Raw genomic sequence first — 16609 nt, forward strand, 5'->3', positions numbered from 1 at the left:
CCCTGCGCCTGCGCGCCAGCGAGAACGCCGGCGCGCAGGCGCAGGGGGGCCAACAGCACGAAGGTGGCGACCGCGACGGCAACCGCTTCGGCAACAACCGCCGCGACCGCTTCCGCAACCGCCGCGATCGCAACCGGGAGCGCGACCGCCAGGGCCACGACGGCATGCCGCAGGACGGCAACGGCGGCGGCCAGGAGCCATTCGTTCCGCGTGCGATGCCGAACGTGCCGGAGGGTTTCCCGCAGTACTCGCTGGGCGACCTCAAGCGCATGCCCGCGCCCAAGCTGCTGGACATCGCCGAGCAGCTGAACATCCAGGAAGGCGTCGCCCGCGCCCGCAAGCAGGACGTGATCTTCGCCCTGTTGAAGGTGCTGACCCGCCACGGTGAAGGCGTCGCCGCCGACGGCGTGCTGGAAATCCTGCCGGACGGCTTCGGCTTCCTGCGCGCCGCCGAGGCCAGCTACCTGGCCGGCCCGGACGACGTCTACATCAGCCCCAGCCAGATCCGCCGCTTCAACCTGCGCACCGGCGACCACCTGGCCGGCCGCATCCGCTGGCCGAAGGACGGCGAGCGCTACTTCGCGCTGTCGACCATCGACACGATCAACGGCGAGCCGCTGGAAGCGTCGAAGAACAAGGTGCTGTTCGAGAACCTGACCCCGCTGTTCCCGCGCCGCCGCTTCACCCTGGAGCGCGGCAACGGGTCGTCGGAAGACATCGCCGGCCGCATCCTCGACCTGATGGCGCCGCAGGGCAAGGGCCAGCGCGCGCTGATCGTCTCGCCGCCCAAGGCCGGCAAGACGATCATGATGCAGCAGATCGCCACCGCCATCACGACCAACCACCCGGACGTGCACCTGATCGTGCTGCTGGTGGACGAGCGTCCTGAGGAAGTCACCGAGATGCAGCGCACCGTGCGCGGCGAAGTGGTCAGCTCGACCTTCGACGAGCCGGCCGCGCGCCACGTGCAGGTCGCCGAAATGGTGATCGAGCGCGCCAAGCGCCTGGTCGAGCACAAGAAGGACGTGGTGATCATGCTGGACTCGATCACCCGCCTGGCCCGCGCTTACAACAACGTCGTGCCCAGCTCCGGCAAGGTGCTGACCGGCGGCGTGGACGCCAACGCCCTGCACCGCCCGAAGCGCTTCTTCGGCGCCGCGCGCAACGTCGAGGAAGGCGGCTCGCTGACCATCATCGCCACCGCGCTGGTCGAGACGGGCAGCAAGATGGACGAGGTGATCTACGAAGAGTTCAAGGGCCCCGGCAACAGCGAAGTGCCCCTGAACCGCCGCATCACCGAGAAGCGCGTCTACCCGGCCATCGACATCAACCGTTCGGGCACGCGTCGCGAGGACCTGCTGATCGAACCGGAGCTGCTGCAGAAGATCTGGATCCTGCGCAAGCTGCTGCACCCGATGGACGAGATCGCGGCGATGGAATTCCTGCTGGACAAGATGAAGAACACCAAGTCCAACGACGAGTTCTTCAGCTCGATGAAGCGCTGATCGAAGCACCCATGGAAAAGCCCCGCGAAGCGGGGCTTTTCTTTTACCGGACTGCCGCGATCAGGTGTCGCCCAACGGCGTCAGCAACTTCGGTCCACGGGTCTCGCCCGCCATGTGCACGCCACCGTCTGCGAGCGTATCGGGCGAGAAGCCGGGGCGGTCCTCATCCCGCGACCAGGAGACGCGCTCGCGCGGACCGGGCACGTAGGCTTCCCACTGGCCGTAGCGGCGCTTGCCGCCGAAGTTGAAATCCACCGGCACGCGCACCACCCAGTACGGCTGACTGGCGGCTTCGCCCCGGCTGGGCGGCTTGAACGTCCATTTCTCCGCCGCACCAACGGCGGCACGCGCGAACCGGTCGCGGAACTGGCGCATCTGCGCCTCGCTGGCGACCATGCGCAGGTTCACCTGCTCGGCGACCACGTCGCTGACGGAACCATCGGGATCGATCTTCAGCAGCAGGTACACCGTCCCCTGGGCGCCACTCTGCGCGGCCGCCATCGGATAGCCAGGCGGCTTCATGACCACGCTACTGACGCGCTCCTCCGGCGGAGTCGCCTCGTAGTCGCCGAAGTCCGCGCCACGCACCGACACCAGCATCTTGCCGTCGCCGGTGGACTTGGCCACCAGACGCGCACTCATCTTGGTGCGTACTTGCTTGGCAGCACCGTCGATGACCACCGGCTCGAAGCGCCACGATGCGGCAACCCCGGAAACGAAGGCGGGGATGCCCTCGGGCAACCGGTCCGGCGTGTCCAGCTCCACCGCCGCTACGCTGCCATCGGTGCGGATCGTGAGCATGCCGGTCACCCGCATGCTGGCCTCGACCTGCTTGCGCACGGCGCCCGGGCCCTGCGCCCAGGCGCTCTGCACGAAAGCCGCCATGCCTACGAGCATCCACGCCAACCAAACACTGCGCCGCCTCATACGCCCTCCTCGATCCCTGGAAGCGGGCCGGTCCGGCCCTGTCCGCCGCATACTATCCCCACGAGGTGACGCATGCACGGTAGTGGTCTGGAGTTGGCGCTGGTGTTTCTGCTGGCCGCGGTGATCGCGGTGCCGGTGTTCAAGCGGTTCGGGCTGGGCGCGGTGCTGGCGTATCTGGTGGCCGGCGTGGTGCTGGGCCCGGACGGCCTGGCGCTGGTGCGCGACGCCGACCGCATCCTCAACGCCGCCGAGATCGGTGTGGTGATGATGCTGTTCGTCATCGGCCTGGAGCTGTCGCCCTCGCGCCTGCGGGTGATGCGCAAGCCGGTGTTCGGCGCCGGCGGGTTGCAGGTGCTGCTGAGCGCGCTGCTGCTGGGCGGAATCGCGCTGCTGTTCGAGCATCACTGGAAGACCGCGCTGGTGGTCGGCCTGGGCCTGGCCTTGTCGTCCACCGCGGTCAGCCTGCAGCTGCTGTCCGAACGCAAGGAACTGACCAGCGAGCACGGCCGGCTCGGCTTCGCCATCCTGCTGTTCCAGGACCTGGTGGCGATCCCGCTGCTGGCCGCGATCCCGCTGCTGGGCGGCGCCAAGAACGAGACGCTGACCTGGACGATGGTGTTCCACGCCATCGGCGCCATCGCGATCGTGATCTTCGGCGGCCGGCTGGTGTTGCGCCACCTGTTCCGCATCGTCGCACGCACGCGCATGCCCGAGGTGTTCACCGCCACCGCGCTGCTGGTGGTGCTGGGCATCGCCTGGTTCATGCAGCTGGCCGGCCTGAGCGCGGGCCTGGGCGCGTTCCTGGCCGGCGTGCTGCTGTCCGATTCCGAATTCCGCCACGAGCTGGAATCGCAGATCGACCCGTTCAAGGGCCTGCTGCTGGGCCTGTTCTTCATCGCCGTCGGCATGGACATCGACCTGGACGCGGTGGTGGCGCAGCCCGAACTGATCACCGCGGGCGTGGCGACCCTGCTGACGGTCAAGTTCGCGCTGCTGTTCGGCATCGGCCGCTGGCCGGGGCGACTGGACCCGCGCGGCGCGCTGATGCTGGCCGGTACCCTGTGGCTGGGCGGCGAGTTCGCCTTCGTGGTCTTCAGCGAAGCGGCCCGGGTGAAGCTGATGGACGCCGAACTGCGCAACCAGCTGACCGCCATCGTCGGCGTCTCGATGGCACTGACGCCGGTGCTGCTGCTGGGCCTGCATCGCCTGCTGGCGGAGGTGAAGCGTCCACCGCCGCAGGCTCGTACCTTCGATGAGATCCCCGACGCGCAGCCGCAGGTGCTGATCGCCGGCATGGGCCGGTTCGGCCAGATCGTCGCGCGCCTGCTCACCGCGCAGCGCATTCCCTTCGTCGCGCTGGAACACAGCACGGAAACCGTGGACACGCTGCGGCGCTTCGGCAACATCCGGCTGTACTACGGCGATCCGACCCGACCGGACCTGCTGCGTTCGGCGGGCGCGCAGCACGTGAAGGTATTCGTGATCGCCATGGACGACCCCGACACCAACATCAAGGCCACGCGGCTGATCCGGCGGATGTTCCCCGAGGCGCGCGTGCTGGCACGCGCACGCAACCGCCAGCATGCGTGGCGGCTGATGGACCTCAGCGCGGAGGCCTACCGGGAAACGCTGGGCTCGAGCCTGGAGATGGCGCAGCAGGGCCTGGTGGAGCTGGGCGTGCCGCCGGAAACCGCCGCCGAGCACACGCGCCGTTTCCGCGCGCACGACGAGAAGCTGCTGCGCGCGCAGTACCTGGTCTACGACGACGATGGCGCGGTGATCCAGACCGCGCGCGACGCGATCGGCGACCTGGAGAGGCTGTTCGAGGCGGATGCGAGCGGCGACGGTACGCCGCCCGGCACGCGCTAGCCTCGGTCGCGCAGGAAGCGCGCCATCGAGGCGCCCGCACCGGGCGCGACGGGTACGAACTCGGCCGCCACGTCGATGAAGCCGCGCATCACCGCGATCTCGCGCGGCGTGCGGTTCAGGGTGTCGCGCAGCTCCGGATCGGCGCCGGCGCGCAGCAGCCGGCTGACCACCCGCAACAGGCCGTGCAGCGAGGCCAGATGCAGCGGGCCGAAGCCCCGCGGATCCTGCACGTCCAGCGACACGCCTTCGTCGAGCAGGCGTTCCAGGCCGGCCAGCACGACCTCTTCGTCGCATGCCGTGCCAGGCTCGGCACGTGCGCCGAGCAGCAGCAGCAGCGGCGTCACCGCGCCGGCGGCCACTTGCTCGGATTCCGCGCCCGACAGCAGCAACGTGTCGAGCAGGGCGACCAGGCGCGGCTTCTCGCGCGCGGTGAAGCCGTACAGCGCCGCGCAGTGCAGCGGTGTCAGCCCCTGCGCATCGCCGGCATGCACGTTGGCGCCGGCGGTGATCAGGCGCGCGACGATCTCCGGCAGGCCCAGCGCGGCCGCGAGCATCAGCACGGTAACGCCGCCGGGCAGGCGGTGTTCGATGTCGGCACCGGCCGCGAGCAGCGCGCCGACGATATCGGCCTGGCGCATGCTGACCGCCGCCGACAGCGGCGTGGCGCCGGTGGTGGCGGCGCGCTGCGGATCGGCGCCGCGGGCCAGCAGCAGGTCCACGGTGGACCCGAAGCCGCCACCGGACGCGCGCAACAGGGCCGTGCACCCTTGCGCATCCGGCGAATCGACATCGAAGCCCAGGTCCAGCAATCGTCGCACCGCGTCGCGGTCGCCGGCCATCGCCGCCGCCGGCAGGTCCGACGCACGCAGCGCGCGCCGCGGTAACGGCCAGGTACGCCAGTCCAGCCAATCGGCCAGGTCGCGACGACCGCAGGCCAGTGCGACACCCAGCGGCGTCTGCCCGTCGGCGGCGCGCGCATCGGGCGATGCGCCCTTCGCGATCAGCTGCTTCAGCGCGGTTTCGCGGCCGAGCACGGCCGCCAGGTGCAGCGCGGTCATGCCATGGCTGTCGCGCGCTTCGCGGTCCACCCCAATGTCGAGCAGGCGGTCGAGCAGGCGCTGCCAGCCCAGCCGCACCGCCAGCGACAGGGCCGGATCGCCCTGCGGTGAAGGCGCGAACGGGTCTGCGCCGCGCTCCAGCAGATCGAGGGCGAAGGATTCCAGGGTCCGCGCGGCCTGGTCGTCCGCCGCGCACGCCGCCATGAAGCGGGCCAGCCCACCGGCGCCGGCCGGCGAGACGCCGCGCGCCAGCACCGGGACCAGCGCCGGCACGGCGGCCGGGCCACGGGACATCAGCGAGAACACCAGGGTGTCGCCGCGTGCGTCGCGGCTGTCCGGATCGGCCCCGTGGCGCAGCAGCCACGCCAGGCGTGCCGGACGCTGCATCTCCGGGTCGTGCAACAGCGCGCCCAGTTCGTCCCGCGCACTCAGGCGCGCCAGTGCGTCGAGGCCTTCCACCTGCCCGCTCGCCAGACCGTCACGCAGCAGCGCCACCGGCGCGCGATCGGGCGGGGCTTCGTCGTCGCCGGCCGCCACCGCGGTAGGCAGCGCATAGCCGGGGTCCAGCACGGAGACCAGCGCCCAGCGCCCGGCTTCCGCCGCCAGGTCGACGGCGCGCCGGTCCTGCGCGTCGGTGGAGGCGGGATCCACGCCCCATTCCAGCAACCGGCGCACCAGGGCCGGGGACCCCTGCTCGGCGGTGCACGCCAGCATCAAGGCATTGCGGCGATCGGCATCCACGGCGTGGCGATCGGCGCCGGCATCGGCCAGCTTGTCCAGTACGTTCAGATGCGCGCCGCGCGCGGCCTCCAGCCACGGCGTGCGCTGCAGGGCGTCACGGGCGTGCACGTCGGCGCCGGCGGCCAGCAGCGTGGCCGTGATCTCGGCATGGCCGGCATGGGCCGCCTCGTGCAGGGCGCTGCGGCGCTGCGCGTCGCGCGCGTCCACCTTCGCCTTGTGCTTCAGCAGCAGTTGCACGCCGGCGGGATCGTCCTCTTCGGTCGACGCGGCGGCCAGCAGGACCGGCTGTCCGTCCTGCGGGTCGGGACGTGCGCCGCGTTCCAGCAGGAATTTCGCCAGCCGCCAATTGCCCGCCACGCAGGCCACCCCCAGCGGCGTCAGACCGTCGTGGTTCAGCGCATCCAGTTCGGCGGCGGCGTCGCGCAGCAGCGCCACCACGCCGGGGTCGGAACTGCGCGCGGCATGGTGCAGCGGCGTGTTGCCGTCCGCATCGGCGATGCGGGGATCGGCACCGTTGGCCAGCAGGGTGGTGACCGCGTCGGGCCGGCCGTGCCAGCTGTCGCGGGTGGCCGCCAGCAGCGGGGTGACCCCGGCATGCGCGTGGTTGAGGTCCACGCCATGCGCGATCAGCGTGCGCAGCAGGCGCAGGTCGGGCAGCACCGCCGCCAGCGCGCCCAGGCTGCGCTGGTCGCGCGCGCCTTCGGGTGGCAGCGCATGCGGATCCGCCCCGGCTTCGATCAACTCCAGCGCGCGCTCGACGCGCCCGCCGCGTGCGGCTTCGAACAGCGCCTGGTCCAGATCCAGTGCCTGGGCGGCTGACGCGAGCGCCGGTTCGGGCGTGGCGGTGTCGCTCCGGATACCCGGCATGTCCACGACCGGCAGCACGCCTGCACCCTCCAGCCGCTGTACGCCCCAGTGCAGCACCGGCAGCAGCAACGCGTAGGCCACCGCCGAACCGGTGCGCAGGCCGTCGGGCACCAGGCCGGGCCAGGCCAGCCAAAGCCCACCGCCGACGGCCAGCGCCAACAGGGTGGCCACCGCCAAACCGCGCCACGCGTGGAAGTCGCGTTCCACCAGGCCACGCCAGTGCGCGGACAGGGCGCCGCCGTCGCGTTCCAGCCCGTGCCACAGCGGCCACGTGCGCCACAGCCCCACGATCACCGCGCCGACCACGGCGCTGACGCCCAGCGCGGCAGGCAGGCTGCCGGTGTCGCGCAACGAAGCCAGCGGCCATGCCAGCAGCACCGCCGTGCCGGCAAAAGCGGCCGCCCAGGCCAGCAGCAGGGCGGGCACGTCCTCGCGCCATGCACGGGCAGGCGCCAGCACGCGCGTGCCACGCAGCCAGGACACCCCCAGCGCGACGGCCGGCTGTGCCAGACAGGCGCCGAGGGCGGCCAGCACGCCCCCGGCCAAACCGCCGGCGCCAGCCAGCAGCAGGCCCGCCAGCAAGGCGACCACGGCGACGGGGCGGGTCTGCAGCCGGGACTCAGGCATCGGGACGGGCGGCAGGGTCGGGTTGCGGCGGGAACTGGATATGGAAGCCCTGCGCCGCCAGGTTGGTGCGCACGACGGCGGCGTCCTCGCGGGCCAGCTTGCGGTCCGCGGTCAGGGCCACGTCCAGCACGAACGTCAGCGCGCCCAGTTGCGTGCGCAGCGGCTCAGGCACGCGACCGAAATCGTCGCGCGCCGCCAGGTAGACGAACGTGTCGGCCTTGCGCTGGCTCTTGTAGACGTAGGCGTGCATCCGCGCGTATTGCGCCCTGCGAGTGGACAAGCGGGGATTGTGCGGGAAATACCCCATGCGCGAAACCCGCGGCGCTGGCGCGCGGGCCGTGACGATCGGCGGCGGGAGCCGGGTGGAGGGGCTGGTAATCTTCGCCTCTTCACCTTGCACTAACGGATGCCCGATGCGCCCCGCCCTGCTTGCCTTGCTGCTGCCGTTCGCCCTCGCCCCCTCGGTGAACGCCCAGACGTCCGCGCCGTTCACGCTGGAACAGGCGATGGCCGAACCGGACTGGATCGGTCCGCCGGTGGAACGCGCCTGGTGGACCTGGGACGGAAAACAGGTGCAGTACGAACTCAAGCGCGACGGCAGCAGCGTGCGCGACACCTTCCAACAGGCGCTCGACGGCGGCGCAGCGCAGCGCGTCGCCGACGACCAGCGCGCGCACCTGGACGCCGCGAACCCGGTCTACGATGTCGCCCGCCAGCGCATGCTGCTCACGCGCAACGGCGACCTGTTCGTGCGCGACCTGCGCAGCGGAGCGCTGACCCAGGTCACCCGCACCAATGAGGTGGAACAGCAGGCGCGCTTCGGTGCCGATGGCGCGGTGCTCTGGCGGGCGGGCAACAGCTGGTACCGCTGGACTGCCGGCACCGGCACCGCGGTCGTCGCCGAACTCAAGGCCGAACGCGATCCGCTGGCGCCGCCCAAGGCCGATGCGCTGCGCGAGCAGCAGCTACGCACGATCCGCACGCTGGCCGACGACCGCGCCCAGCGCGAGGCCGCGCAGAAGCAGGCCGAGGCATGGCGCAAGGCCGATCCCACGCGCGCGCCGGCCCCGATCTACCTGGGCGCCGAGGTGGAGATCGAATCCAGCTCGCTGTCGCCGAATGGCCGCTGGCTGCTGGTGGTCACGCGGAAGAAGGGCGCCGATGCCGGACAAGGCGGCAAGATGCCCGAGTACGTCACCGAATCGGGTTACGAGGAATTCCAGGACGTGCGGACGCGCGTGGGACGCAACGCGCCCCTGCCGCATGCGCTGTGGCGCGTGGACCTGGCCGATGGCAGCGTGAAGCCGCTCGCGTTCGACCCGTTGCCCGGCATCGACAAGGATCCGCTGGCGGCGCTGCGCAAGAAGGCCGGCCAGGAGCCACTGAAGGGCCACCGCGACGTGCGCGTGGAGAACGACAGCGACGGCAGCGCGATGGCGTGGACGAATGACGGCACGCAGGTCGCGGTGCAGATCCATGCCGTGGACAACAAGGACCGCTGGATCGCTTCCGTCGATCTGTCCGGCGCGCGCCTGCAGCCACGCCACCGCCTGACCGACGAGGCCTGGATCAACTGGGGCTTCAACCAGTTCGGCTGGCTGCCGGACAACCGCACGCTATGGCTGCTGTCGGAAGAGTCCGGCTACTCGCACCTCTACACGGCGACGGGTTCGGACAGAGTCCGCGCACGCACGTCGGGCAAATGGGAAGTCTCCGAGCCGCAGGTGACGCCGGACGGCAACGGTTTCCTGTTCCTGTGCAACCGCGCCTGGCCGGGCGACTATGAAGTCTGCGCACTCGACCTCGCCAGCAACCAAGTGCGCGAAGTCCCCGCCCTCGACGGCGTGGAGAGCTTCAGCGCATCGCCGGACGGCCGCCAGCTGCTGGTCCGCCATTCGCGCAGCTACACGCCCGCGCAGCTGTCGGCGGTCGGCATGGATGGCCGCCAGGCGCGGCAGCTCACCGATACCCGCTCCGCGGCCTTCAAGGCGCGCCGCTGGCACGAGCCGCAGTACGTGCAGGTACCGTCGAAGCATGGCGCCGGCGTGGTCTGGGGCAAGTACTACGGCCCGGAGACGATGGAACCGGGCAAGCGCTATCCCATCGTGATGTTCGTGCACGGCGCGGGCTATCTGCAGAACGTCACCGCACGCTATCCCAACTACTTCCGCGAGCAGATGTTCCACCACCTGCTGGTGGAGCGCGGCTACATCGTGCTCGACCTGGACTACCGCGCCAGCGAAGGCTACGGACGCGACTGGCGCACGGCGATCTACCGCAACATGGGCCACCCCGAGCTCGAGGACTATCTGGACGGCCTGGACTGGCTGGTGGAGCAGAAGCAGGGCGACCGCGACCGGGCCGGCATCTACGGCGGCAGCTACGGCGGCTTCATGACCTTCATGGCGCTGTTCCGCTCGCCGGGCACCTTCAAGGCCGGCGCCGCGCTGCGGCCCGTGGTGGACTGGACGCAGTACAACCACGAGTACACCAGCAACATCCTCAACACGCCGGAACTGGACCCCGAGGCCTACCGCGCCTCGTCGCCGATCGAGTACGCCGACGGCCTGCAGGACCACCTGCTGATCGCGCACGGCATGATCGACGACAACGTGTTCTTCAAGGACTCGGTGGTGCTGACGCAGAAGCTGATCGAACTGCGCAAGGACAACTGGGAACTGGCGGCGTATCCGCTGGAGCGCCACGGCTTCACGCGATCGGACTCGTGGCTGGACGAGTACAAGCGCGTGCTGAAGCTGTTCGAGCAGAACCTGAAGTAGCGCATGGCCGCATCACCTTCCACCACGAACGGCACCGCCTTCGTCACCGTCACCGCGAAGGTGTCGATCGTGATGGGCATCGTGGCGACGCTGTACGCCGCCGTGCAGGTGCTGGTCGCACTGCTGGGGCTGCACGGCGGCGCGACCGACAGCGTCCTCGCCTTTCTGGCAACGCAGCCGAGTCCTGCGGGGGTGCGGTGGGTGCTGTCGCATCTGGTGGCCATCACGGTCGGATTGCTGCTGGTGAGCGGCGCCTTCCTGGCGGTGTCGGTGGGCCTACTGCGCCGCCGCGCGTGGGGCTGGTGGGGTTTCGTCGCCTTCCTGGTGCTGGGCGCGGCCGCCAACTTCGGCGTCATCGCCGTGATCGACGCGCTCTTCGCCTGGATCGACCACCTGCCGAAGGCGCCCGATGCCGCGTCACTGGCGGCCGAACTCGCCGCCTTGCGCCGCCTGTCGCTGGCACTCGCCTGGGCGACGGCGGTGGCGTTCGGCGCCCTGCATGCGCTGATCGTCTGGCAGCTGTGCCGTCCCCACGTGCGCGCCGAGTTCGGGTGGGTGCAGCGCACCCGGTAGAATGCGCGGCATGAACGACATCACGCCCGTCCGCGATTACCTGACCGACCTGCAGGACCGCATCTGCGCCGCCATCGAGGCCGCCGATGGGAGTGCGCGCTTCCATGAGGATGGCTGGAGCCGCGCACCCGGCGATCCCTCGCCGATCCGCGGCGGGGGACGCACGCGCGTACTGCGCGATGGCGCGGTGTTCGAACAGGCCGGCATCGGGTTCTCGGATGTCTCCGGCGATCGGCTGCCACCCTCCGCCTCCGCACATCGTCCCGAACTTGCGGGCGCCTCCTGGCGCGCGGTCGGCGTGTCGCTGGTGTTCCATCCACGCAACCCCTACCTGCCCACCACCCACGCGAACGTGCGCCACTTCCGCGCCGAGCGCGATGGCGAAACGGTGGCGTGGTGGTTCGGCGGCGGCTTCGACCTGACCCCGTTCTACCCGGTCGACGAGGACGTGCATCACTGGCACCGGACCGCACGCGACCTGTGCGAGCCGTATGGCGGGCAGGTCCGCTACGACGCGCACAAGCGCTGGTGCGACGAGTACTTTTTCCTCAAGCACCGCAGCGAGACCCGCGGCGTGGGCGGGCTGTTCTTCGACGATCTGAGCGAGGACTTCGACCGCGACTTCGGCTATCTGCGTGCCGTCGGTGACGGCTTCCTGGATGCGTACCTGCCCATCGTCGCGCGCCGCAAGGACGCGCCTTTCGGCGAGCGCGAGCGCCAGTTCCAGTTGTACCGGCGCGGCCGCTACGTCGAGTTCAACCTGGTCTACGACCGCGGCACGCTGTTCGGCCTGCAGAGCGGCGGCCGCGCCGAATCCATCCTGATGAGCCTGCCGCCGCTGGTGCGCTGGGAGGACGGCTATGTACCGGAAGACGGCAGCGACGAGCAGCGGCTGGCGGACTACCTGCGCCCACGCGACTGGCTGGCCGAATTCGCCTGAGCTCGCTCTCCTGTAGGAGCGACGTCAGTCGCGACCGCACGTCATCCGATGCGTCAGGATTCGATTCAGCGCGGAAGAGCCGCCGTGGCGTCGCTTTAGAGGATGCATCAACTGCCTGGCGGCAACAGGATTGTCGAGGGCGCGCGGTCGCGACTGACGTCGCTCCTACAACCGCTGTCAGGGCTGCCGGCCCACCACCGTGATATGTCCGTTGTTCTCCAGCACGGCCAAGCGGATGTCGGCCATGTCCAGGCAACCGGCTTCGCGCATCGCCTTCTCGAAATCCTCGCGACTGATCAGCTCCCGCCGCAGCACCTCGCGATAGACCTGCCCGTCCCTTGCCAGCAGCACCGGCACGCCTTCGATCCAGCGCTCCACCTTCGGCGACCGCGCCGACACCAGGCCCACGCTCCAGTTCAGCGCGATCAGGGTGGCGGCCAGCAGCAGGCCGCCGCCGACCGACGTGTCATCGCCGAGCAGCGCGTTCTGCACCGCGTTTCCCAACAGCACGACCAGCAGCATGTCGAACGGCGTGAACTGCCCCATCGTGCGCTTGCCGGTCATGCGGATCATCGCCAGCAGAATGAAATACACCGCACAGGCGCGCAGCACGAACGCCCACCACGGCATGGCCAGCTGGAACATCGGTTCGAGGATCGCGCTCATGCGGCACCGCGTGGTCGAGGACTCCGCGCACGGTAGCGCACGGCATCGAGCCAAACGACAGGCAATAAAAAGCCCCGCAGACCAGGGGGAGATCGGCGGGGCCAGAGGAGCGGGACCTGGGGAGGGGTCGTCGCTCCGGGGGAGATCGCTCCAGGGGATGGGAGAGATCAGCGACAGACGTTGCATCTGTCGCGAGCTATATGACCACTCCGCACATGGATGGTTCGTGAAGATTCCGGTTAAAAAACCGTAAGATTCAGGAGGAATTCAGTTTATTGAACTGGCCGGTATACAAATATACCTGTCAGGGTTTTCCTGAACTTTTCGCAAGTGCATGTTCTGCAAGGAAAACGTTTTCAGACCCGGCTCAATGGGCCTCTTCCCAGTTGTCTCCCACCCCACTGTCGACCACCAGCGGAACGCTCAGTTGCGCGGCGGCGGCCATCCGTGAAGTCGCTTCGGCCAGCAGTTCCGGCACGAAACCGGCGTCGGCTTCGAACACCAGTTCGTCGTGCACCTGCAGGATCATCAGGGCCTGGTCGCGGTGATCCGCAAGCCACGCATCCACGCCGATCATCGCGCGCTTGATGATGTCCGCCGCCGTGCCCTGCATCGGCGCGTTGATCGCCGCGCGCTCGGCGCCGGCACGCTGGCCCTGGGTGCCCTTGTTGATGTACTCCAGGTACAGGCGGCGGCCGAACACGGTTTCGACATACCCGTGCTCGCGCGCCTGCTGGCGCGTGCGTTCCATGTAATCGCGCACGCCGGGGTAACGGCTGAAGTACAGCGCGATGTAGTCCTGCGCCTCGCCACGCCCGATCCCCAGCTGGCGCGCCAGCCCGAACGCACTCATGCCGTACATCAGGCCGAAGTTGATCGCCTTGGCGGCGCGGCGTTCGTTGGCGGTGACCTCTTCCAGCTTGCGGCCGAATACTTCCGCCGCCGTCGCCTTGTGGATGTCGGCGCCGGATTCGAACGCGCGCACCAGGCCCGGGTCCTGCGACAGGTGGGCCATGATGCGCAGCTCGATCTGCGAGTAGTCGCAGGCCACCAGCTTGCGGCCTGGCGGTGCCACGAAGGCCTTGCGGATGCGGCGCCCGTCGTCGGTACGGATCGGGATGTTCTGCAGGTTGGGATCGGTCGAGGACAGCCGCCCGGTCGCCGCACCCGCCTGGTGGTAGCTGGTGTGAACGCGACCGGTGTCGGGATTTACCATCTCCGGCAGCTTGTCGGTGTAGGTGCTGCGCAGCTTGGCCAGACCGCGGTATTCCAGGATCACCCGCGGCAGTTCGTGCTGGTCGGCGATGGCTTCCAGCGCCTCCTCGTTCGTGCTGGGCTGGCCGGTCGGCGTCTTCACCAGCACCGGCAGCTTCAGTTCGTCGAACAGCAGGGCCTGCAGCTGCTTGGGCGAGTCCAGGTTGAAGGTGCGGCCCGCCAGCTCGGTGGCCTTCTGCTGGGCGGCGAGCATGCGCTTGGACAGGTCGGCGCTCTGCCGGCGCAGTTCGTCGCCGTCGATCATCACGCCGTTGGCCTCGATGCGGGCCAGCACCGGCACCAGCGGCATTTCGATGTCGCGGTACACACGCTCCAGGCCAGGCTCCGCCGCCAGCCTCGGCGCGATCACGCGGTGCAGGCGCAGGGTGATGTCAGCGTCCTCGGCAGCGTAGCGGGTGGCGTCGTCGACGGCCACCTGCGAGAACGGGATCTGCTTCGCGCCTTTGCCGGCCACGTCTTCGTACTTGATGGTGTCGTAGCCGAGGAAGCGCCTGGCCAGGCTGTCCATGTCGTGGCGGTTGCTGCCGGCGTTCAGCACGAAGCTCTCCAGCATCGTGTCGTCGGCATAGCCCTGAACATCCACGCCATGGCGGCGCAGCACGTGCAGGTCGTACTTGCCGTGCTGGCCCAGCTTGCGCTTGCCGGGGTCGGACAGCACCGGGGACAGTGCAGCGAGAACCGCAGCGCGATCCAGCTGCGGCGGCGCACCGGGGTAGTCGTGCCCGACCGGCACGTACACCGCCTGGCCGGTCCGGGTGGCGAAGCTCAGGCCCACCAGGTTGGCCTGCATCGGATCCAGGCTGTCGGTCTCGGTGTCGAAGGCGAATTCGTCCGCGGCGCGCAACTGCGCCACCAGCGCCTCCAGCTGCTCCGGCGTGGTCACGGCAGTGTACTCGCCGGCGGCGCCCAGCGCCGGGTCGACGGCTTCGTCCGGCGCCGTCGTCGCGACGCGTCCGGTACCGCGCGCGCGACCCGGCTCCTTCTCGGCCACGGCGGATGCATCGGGCGACCCGCCTTCCAGTTCCTTCAGCGCCTGGTTGAAGCCGTAACGTGCGTACAGCTCGCGCAGCTCGTCGACATGGCGTTCGCGCAACGGCAGCGTGTCCGGACCGCCGTCCAGCGCCACGTCCGTCTTGATGGTGACCAGCTCGCGATTCAGCGGCAGGCGCGGCAACGCGGCGCGCAGGTTGTCGCCGATCTTGCCCTTGATCTCGCCGGCCCTGTCGATGATCGCGGCCAGCGAGCCATATTCGCCCAGCCACTTGGCAGCGGTCTTGGGCCCGCATTTCTCCACGCCGGGCACGTTGTCCACCGTGTCGCCCATCAGGGCAAGGAAGTCGACGATCTGCTCGGGGCGCACCCCGAATTTCTCGACCACGGCGTCGGCGGAGTCCAGACGGCTGCCGCTCATCGTGTTGACCAGCGCCACGCCCGGCCGCACCAGCTGGGCGAAGTCCTTGTCGCTGGTGGAGATGGTGACCTCCATGCCCTGCGCCGCGCCCTGCAGCGCCAGCGTGCCGATCACGTCGTCGGCCTCCACCCCATCCACGCGCAGCAGCGGGAATCCCAGCGCCTGCACGATGCGGATCATCGGTTCGACCTGCGCGCGCAGGTCCTCGGGCATGGGCGGCCGGTTCGCCTTGTAGTCGGGATAGAGTGCGTCGCGGAAGGTCGGGCCGCTGGCGTCCAGCACGAAGGCCACGTAGTCCGGCTTTTCCTTCAGCGTGGCGCGCAGCATGTTGACCACGCCGAACAGCGCACCGGTCGGCTCGCCCTGCGCGTTGGTGAGCGGGGGCAGCGCATGGAATGCGCGGAACAGGTAGCTGGAGCCGTCGATCAGTACGAGTCGTGTCATGCCGGCATTCTACGCCGCACCCCTGGGCACAGCGTCACGCGCGCCGTGCCGGCATCCGGCGCATAATCGGGCTGTCACTCCCCACCGGACGCCACCATGAACCGCATGACGACCCTTGCCCTGCCGTTGTCCTGCCTGCTGGCCGTGGCCGGTTGCGCTTCGACCGCGGGCAGCACGCCTGCCGACATCGACCTGGCCAACGCGCAGGTCGCGGTCCGCACGGAGAAGAACGGCGACACCATCGAGGAATACCGGGTAGCCGGCAACCTGCGCATGGTCAAGGTGACGCCGGCGCGCGGCGCGGCCTACTACCTGTACGACTCCGACGGCGACGGGCGCCTGGACAAGAGCAAGGACAACGTCGACGTATCGCCGGTGTACTGGAAGCTCTACGGCTGGTGAGGTCCCGCGCTCAGCGGATCACCAGCACCGGCACGCCGCAGCGGGCCAGCACTTCGCTGGTCTGGCTGCCCAGCAGCAGGCGGCCCAGGGCGCGCCGCCCGTGCGAGGCCATCACGATGAGGTCGCAGCCCTGGCGCTCGGCCGTGTCCACGATCGTCTCCGCCGCATAGCGGTCGGCCACGTGCAACAGCTGTGGCGTCACCCCTGCCTGCGCACCCTCTGCGGCCGCCGCATCCAGCACCTTGCGCGCGGCTTCGTTGCGGGCGTTCTGGAAATCCGGCAGCGAGGTCGCCACCGCGCTCCAGCCCAGTGCATCGTCGAAACCGGTGTTGATGGGTTCGCTGACGGTCAGCACCGTGGCCTGGGCCTGCAGCCGGGCCGCCAGCGCAAGGCCGTGCTGCACGCCCTTGCTGGCCCGTTCCGAGCCGTCCGTCGCGATCAGGATATGCCGGTACATGCCGCACCTCGTGGTGATGGGGTGCGGCCATTACACGCCCGCCGTGCTTAGGGCGCCGTGATCTGGA

General features: G+C 69.7%; 12 protein-coding genes. 6 read left to right on the forward strand and 6 right to left on the reverse strand.

What is annotated here, in order from left to right:
• Positions 1-1505 (forward strand): transcription termination factor Rho (gene rho, locus CSC76_RS14845; RefSeq protein WP_162110776.1); only part of this gene is annotated, 1505 nt, incomplete at its 5' end.
• Between the two features lie 60 nt (positions 1506-1565).
• On the opposite strand, the gene CSC76_RS14850 is transcribed toward rho, so the two are convergent.
• A complete protein-coding gene (locus tag CSC76_RS14850; RefSeq protein ID WP_238394998.1) occupies positions 1566-2390 on the reverse strand; it encodes an energy transducer TonB in 825 nt (274 codons plus the stop codon).
• 114 nt (positions 2391-2504) lie between these two features.
• Here CSC76_RS14850 and CSC76_RS14855 point away from each other — a divergent pair, with 114 nt between their 5' ends.
• A complete protein-coding gene (locus tag CSC76_RS14855; RefSeq protein ID WP_162110777.1) occupies positions 2505-4301 on the forward strand; it encodes a monovalent cation:proton antiporter-2 (CPA2) family protein in 1797 nt (598 codons plus the stop codon).
• Here CSC76_RS14855 and CSC76_RS14860 read toward each other — a convergent pair.
• Together CSC76_RS14860 and CSC76_RS14865 are read right to left on the reverse strand one after the other, a co-directional pair.
• Positions 4298-7594, reverse strand: coding sequence for an ankyrin repeat domain-containing protein (locus CSC76_RS14860; protein ID WP_162110778.1), 3297 nt, complete (start codon positions 7592-7594; stop codon positions 4298-4300). The two genes, CSC76_RS14855 and CSC76_RS14860, sit on opposite strands and share 4 nt — an antisense overlap.
• Positions 7587-7844, reverse strand: a complete 258-nt coding sequence (locus CSC76_RS14865; protein WP_162110799.1) for a YcgL domain-containing protein — start codon at positions 7842-7844, stop codon at positions 7587-7589. The genes CSC76_RS14860 and CSC76_RS14865 overlap by 8 nt, the downstream gene beginning before the upstream one ends.
• A 163-nt stretch (positions 7845-8007) precedes the next feature.
• Between CSC76_RS14865 and CSC76_RS14870 the strand changes: the two genes are divergently transcribed.
• Genes CSC76_RS14870 through hemF form a run of 3 tightly spaced genes read left to right on the forward strand, consistent with a single transcriptional unit; the run spans position 8008 to position 11887 of the window.
• Entirely contained in the window at positions 8008-10374 is a 2367-nt protein-coding gene (locus CSC76_RS14870) for a S9 family peptidase (protein WP_162110779.1), read from the forward strand.
• A 3-nt stretch (positions 10375-10377) separates the two neighbouring features.
• Positions 10378-10947, forward strand: a complete 570-nt coding sequence (locus tag CSC76_RS14875) for a hypothetical protein (protein WP_162110780.1) — start codon at positions 10378-10380, stop codon at positions 10945-10947.
• 10 nt (positions 10948-10957) lie between these two features.
• The gene (hemF, locus tag CSC76_RS14880) at positions 10958-11887 is read left to right on the forward strand and encodes an oxygen-dependent coproporphyrinogen oxidase (protein ID WP_162110781.1); all 930 of its coding nucleotides are present in this window, start codon (positions 10958-10960) and stop codon (positions 11885-11887) included.
• 177 nt (positions 11888-12064) lie between these two features.
• Here hemF and CSC76_RS14885 read toward each other — a convergent pair whose 3' ends face one another.
• A complete protein-coding gene (locus CSC76_RS14885; RefSeq protein WP_162110782.1) occupies positions 12065-12553 on the reverse strand; it encodes a DUF421 domain-containing protein in 489 nt (162 codons plus the stop codon).
• A gap of 367 nt (positions 12554-12920) precedes the next feature.
• The gene (polA, locus tag CSC76_RS14890) at positions 12921-15683 is read right to left on the reverse strand and encodes a DNA polymerase I (protein ID WP_162110783.1); all 2763 of its coding nucleotides are present in this window, start codon (positions 15681-15683) and stop codon (positions 12921-12923) included.
• 96 nt (positions 15684-15779) lie between these two features.
• On the opposite strand from polA, the gene CSC76_RS14895 reads away from it, so the two are divergent.
• Positions 15780-16085: a DUF2782 domain-containing protein gene (locus CSC76_RS14895; RefSeq protein ID WP_379605661.1), complete on the forward strand. Its 306-nt coding sequence runs from the start codon at positions 15780-15782 to the stop codon at positions 16083-16085.
• A 10-nt stretch (positions 16086-16095) separates the two neighbouring features.
• Here CSC76_RS14895 and CSC76_RS14900 read toward each other — a convergent pair whose 3' ends face one another.
• Complete coding sequence (locus tag CSC76_RS14900; RefSeq protein ID WP_162110784.1) at positions 16096-16542, reverse strand: universal stress protein; 447 nt, start codon at positions 16540-16542, stop codon at positions 16096-16098.
• Between the last annotated feature and the right edge of the window lie 67 nt (positions 16543-16609).

It is taken from the genome of Pseudoxanthomonas mexicana (assembly GCF_010093385.1).
In the GTDB taxonomy this organism is placed as follows: Bacteria; Pseudomonadota; Gammaproteobacteria; order Xanthomonadales; family Xanthomonadaceae; genus Pseudoxanthomonas_A; species Pseudoxanthomonas_A mexicana.

Coding starts and splice junctions, on each gene's coding strand:
- CSC76_RS14850 (WP_238394998.1), bottom strand. CDS start 2,390: ATGGCGGCTTTCGTGCAGAGCGCCTGGGCGCAGGGCCCGGGCGCCGTG.
- CSC76_RS14855 (WP_162110777.1), top strand. CDS start 2,505: ATGCACGGTAGTGGTCTGGAGTTGGCGCTGGTGTTTCTGCTGGCCGCG.
- CSC76_RS14860 (WP_162110778.1), bottom strand. CDS start 7,594: ATGCCTGAGTCCCGGCTGCAGACCCGCCCCGTCGCCGTGGTCGCCTTG.
- CSC76_RS14865 (WP_162110799.1), bottom strand. CDS start 7,844: ATGCACGCCTACGTCTACAAGAGCCAGCGCAAGGCCGACACGTTCGTC.
- CSC76_RS14870 (WP_162110779.1), top strand. CDS start 8,008: ATGCGCCCCGCCCTGCTTGCCTTGCTGCTGCCGTTCGCCCTCGCCCCC.
- CSC76_RS14875 (WP_162110780.1), top strand. CDS start 10,378: ATGGCCGCATCACCTTCCACCACGAACGGCACCGCCTTCGTCACCGTC.
- hemF (WP_162110781.1), top strand. CDS start 10,958: ATGAACGACATCACGCCCGTCCGCGATTACCTGACCGACCTGCAGGAC.
- CSC76_RS14885 (WP_162110782.1), bottom strand. CDS start 12,553: ATGAGCGCGATCCTCGAACCGATGTTCCAGCTGGCCATGCCGTGGTGG.
- polA (WP_162110783.1), bottom strand. CDS start 15,683: ATGACACGACTCGTACTGATCGACGGCTCCAGCTACCTGTTCCGCGCA.
- CSC76_RS14895 (WP_379605661.1), top strand. CDS start 15,780: ATGAACCGCATGACGACCCTTGCCCTGCCGTTGTCCTGCCTGCTGGCC.
- CSC76_RS14900 (WP_162110784.1), bottom strand. CDS start 16,542: ATGTACCGGCATATCCTGATCGCGACGGACGGCTCGGAACGGGCCAGC.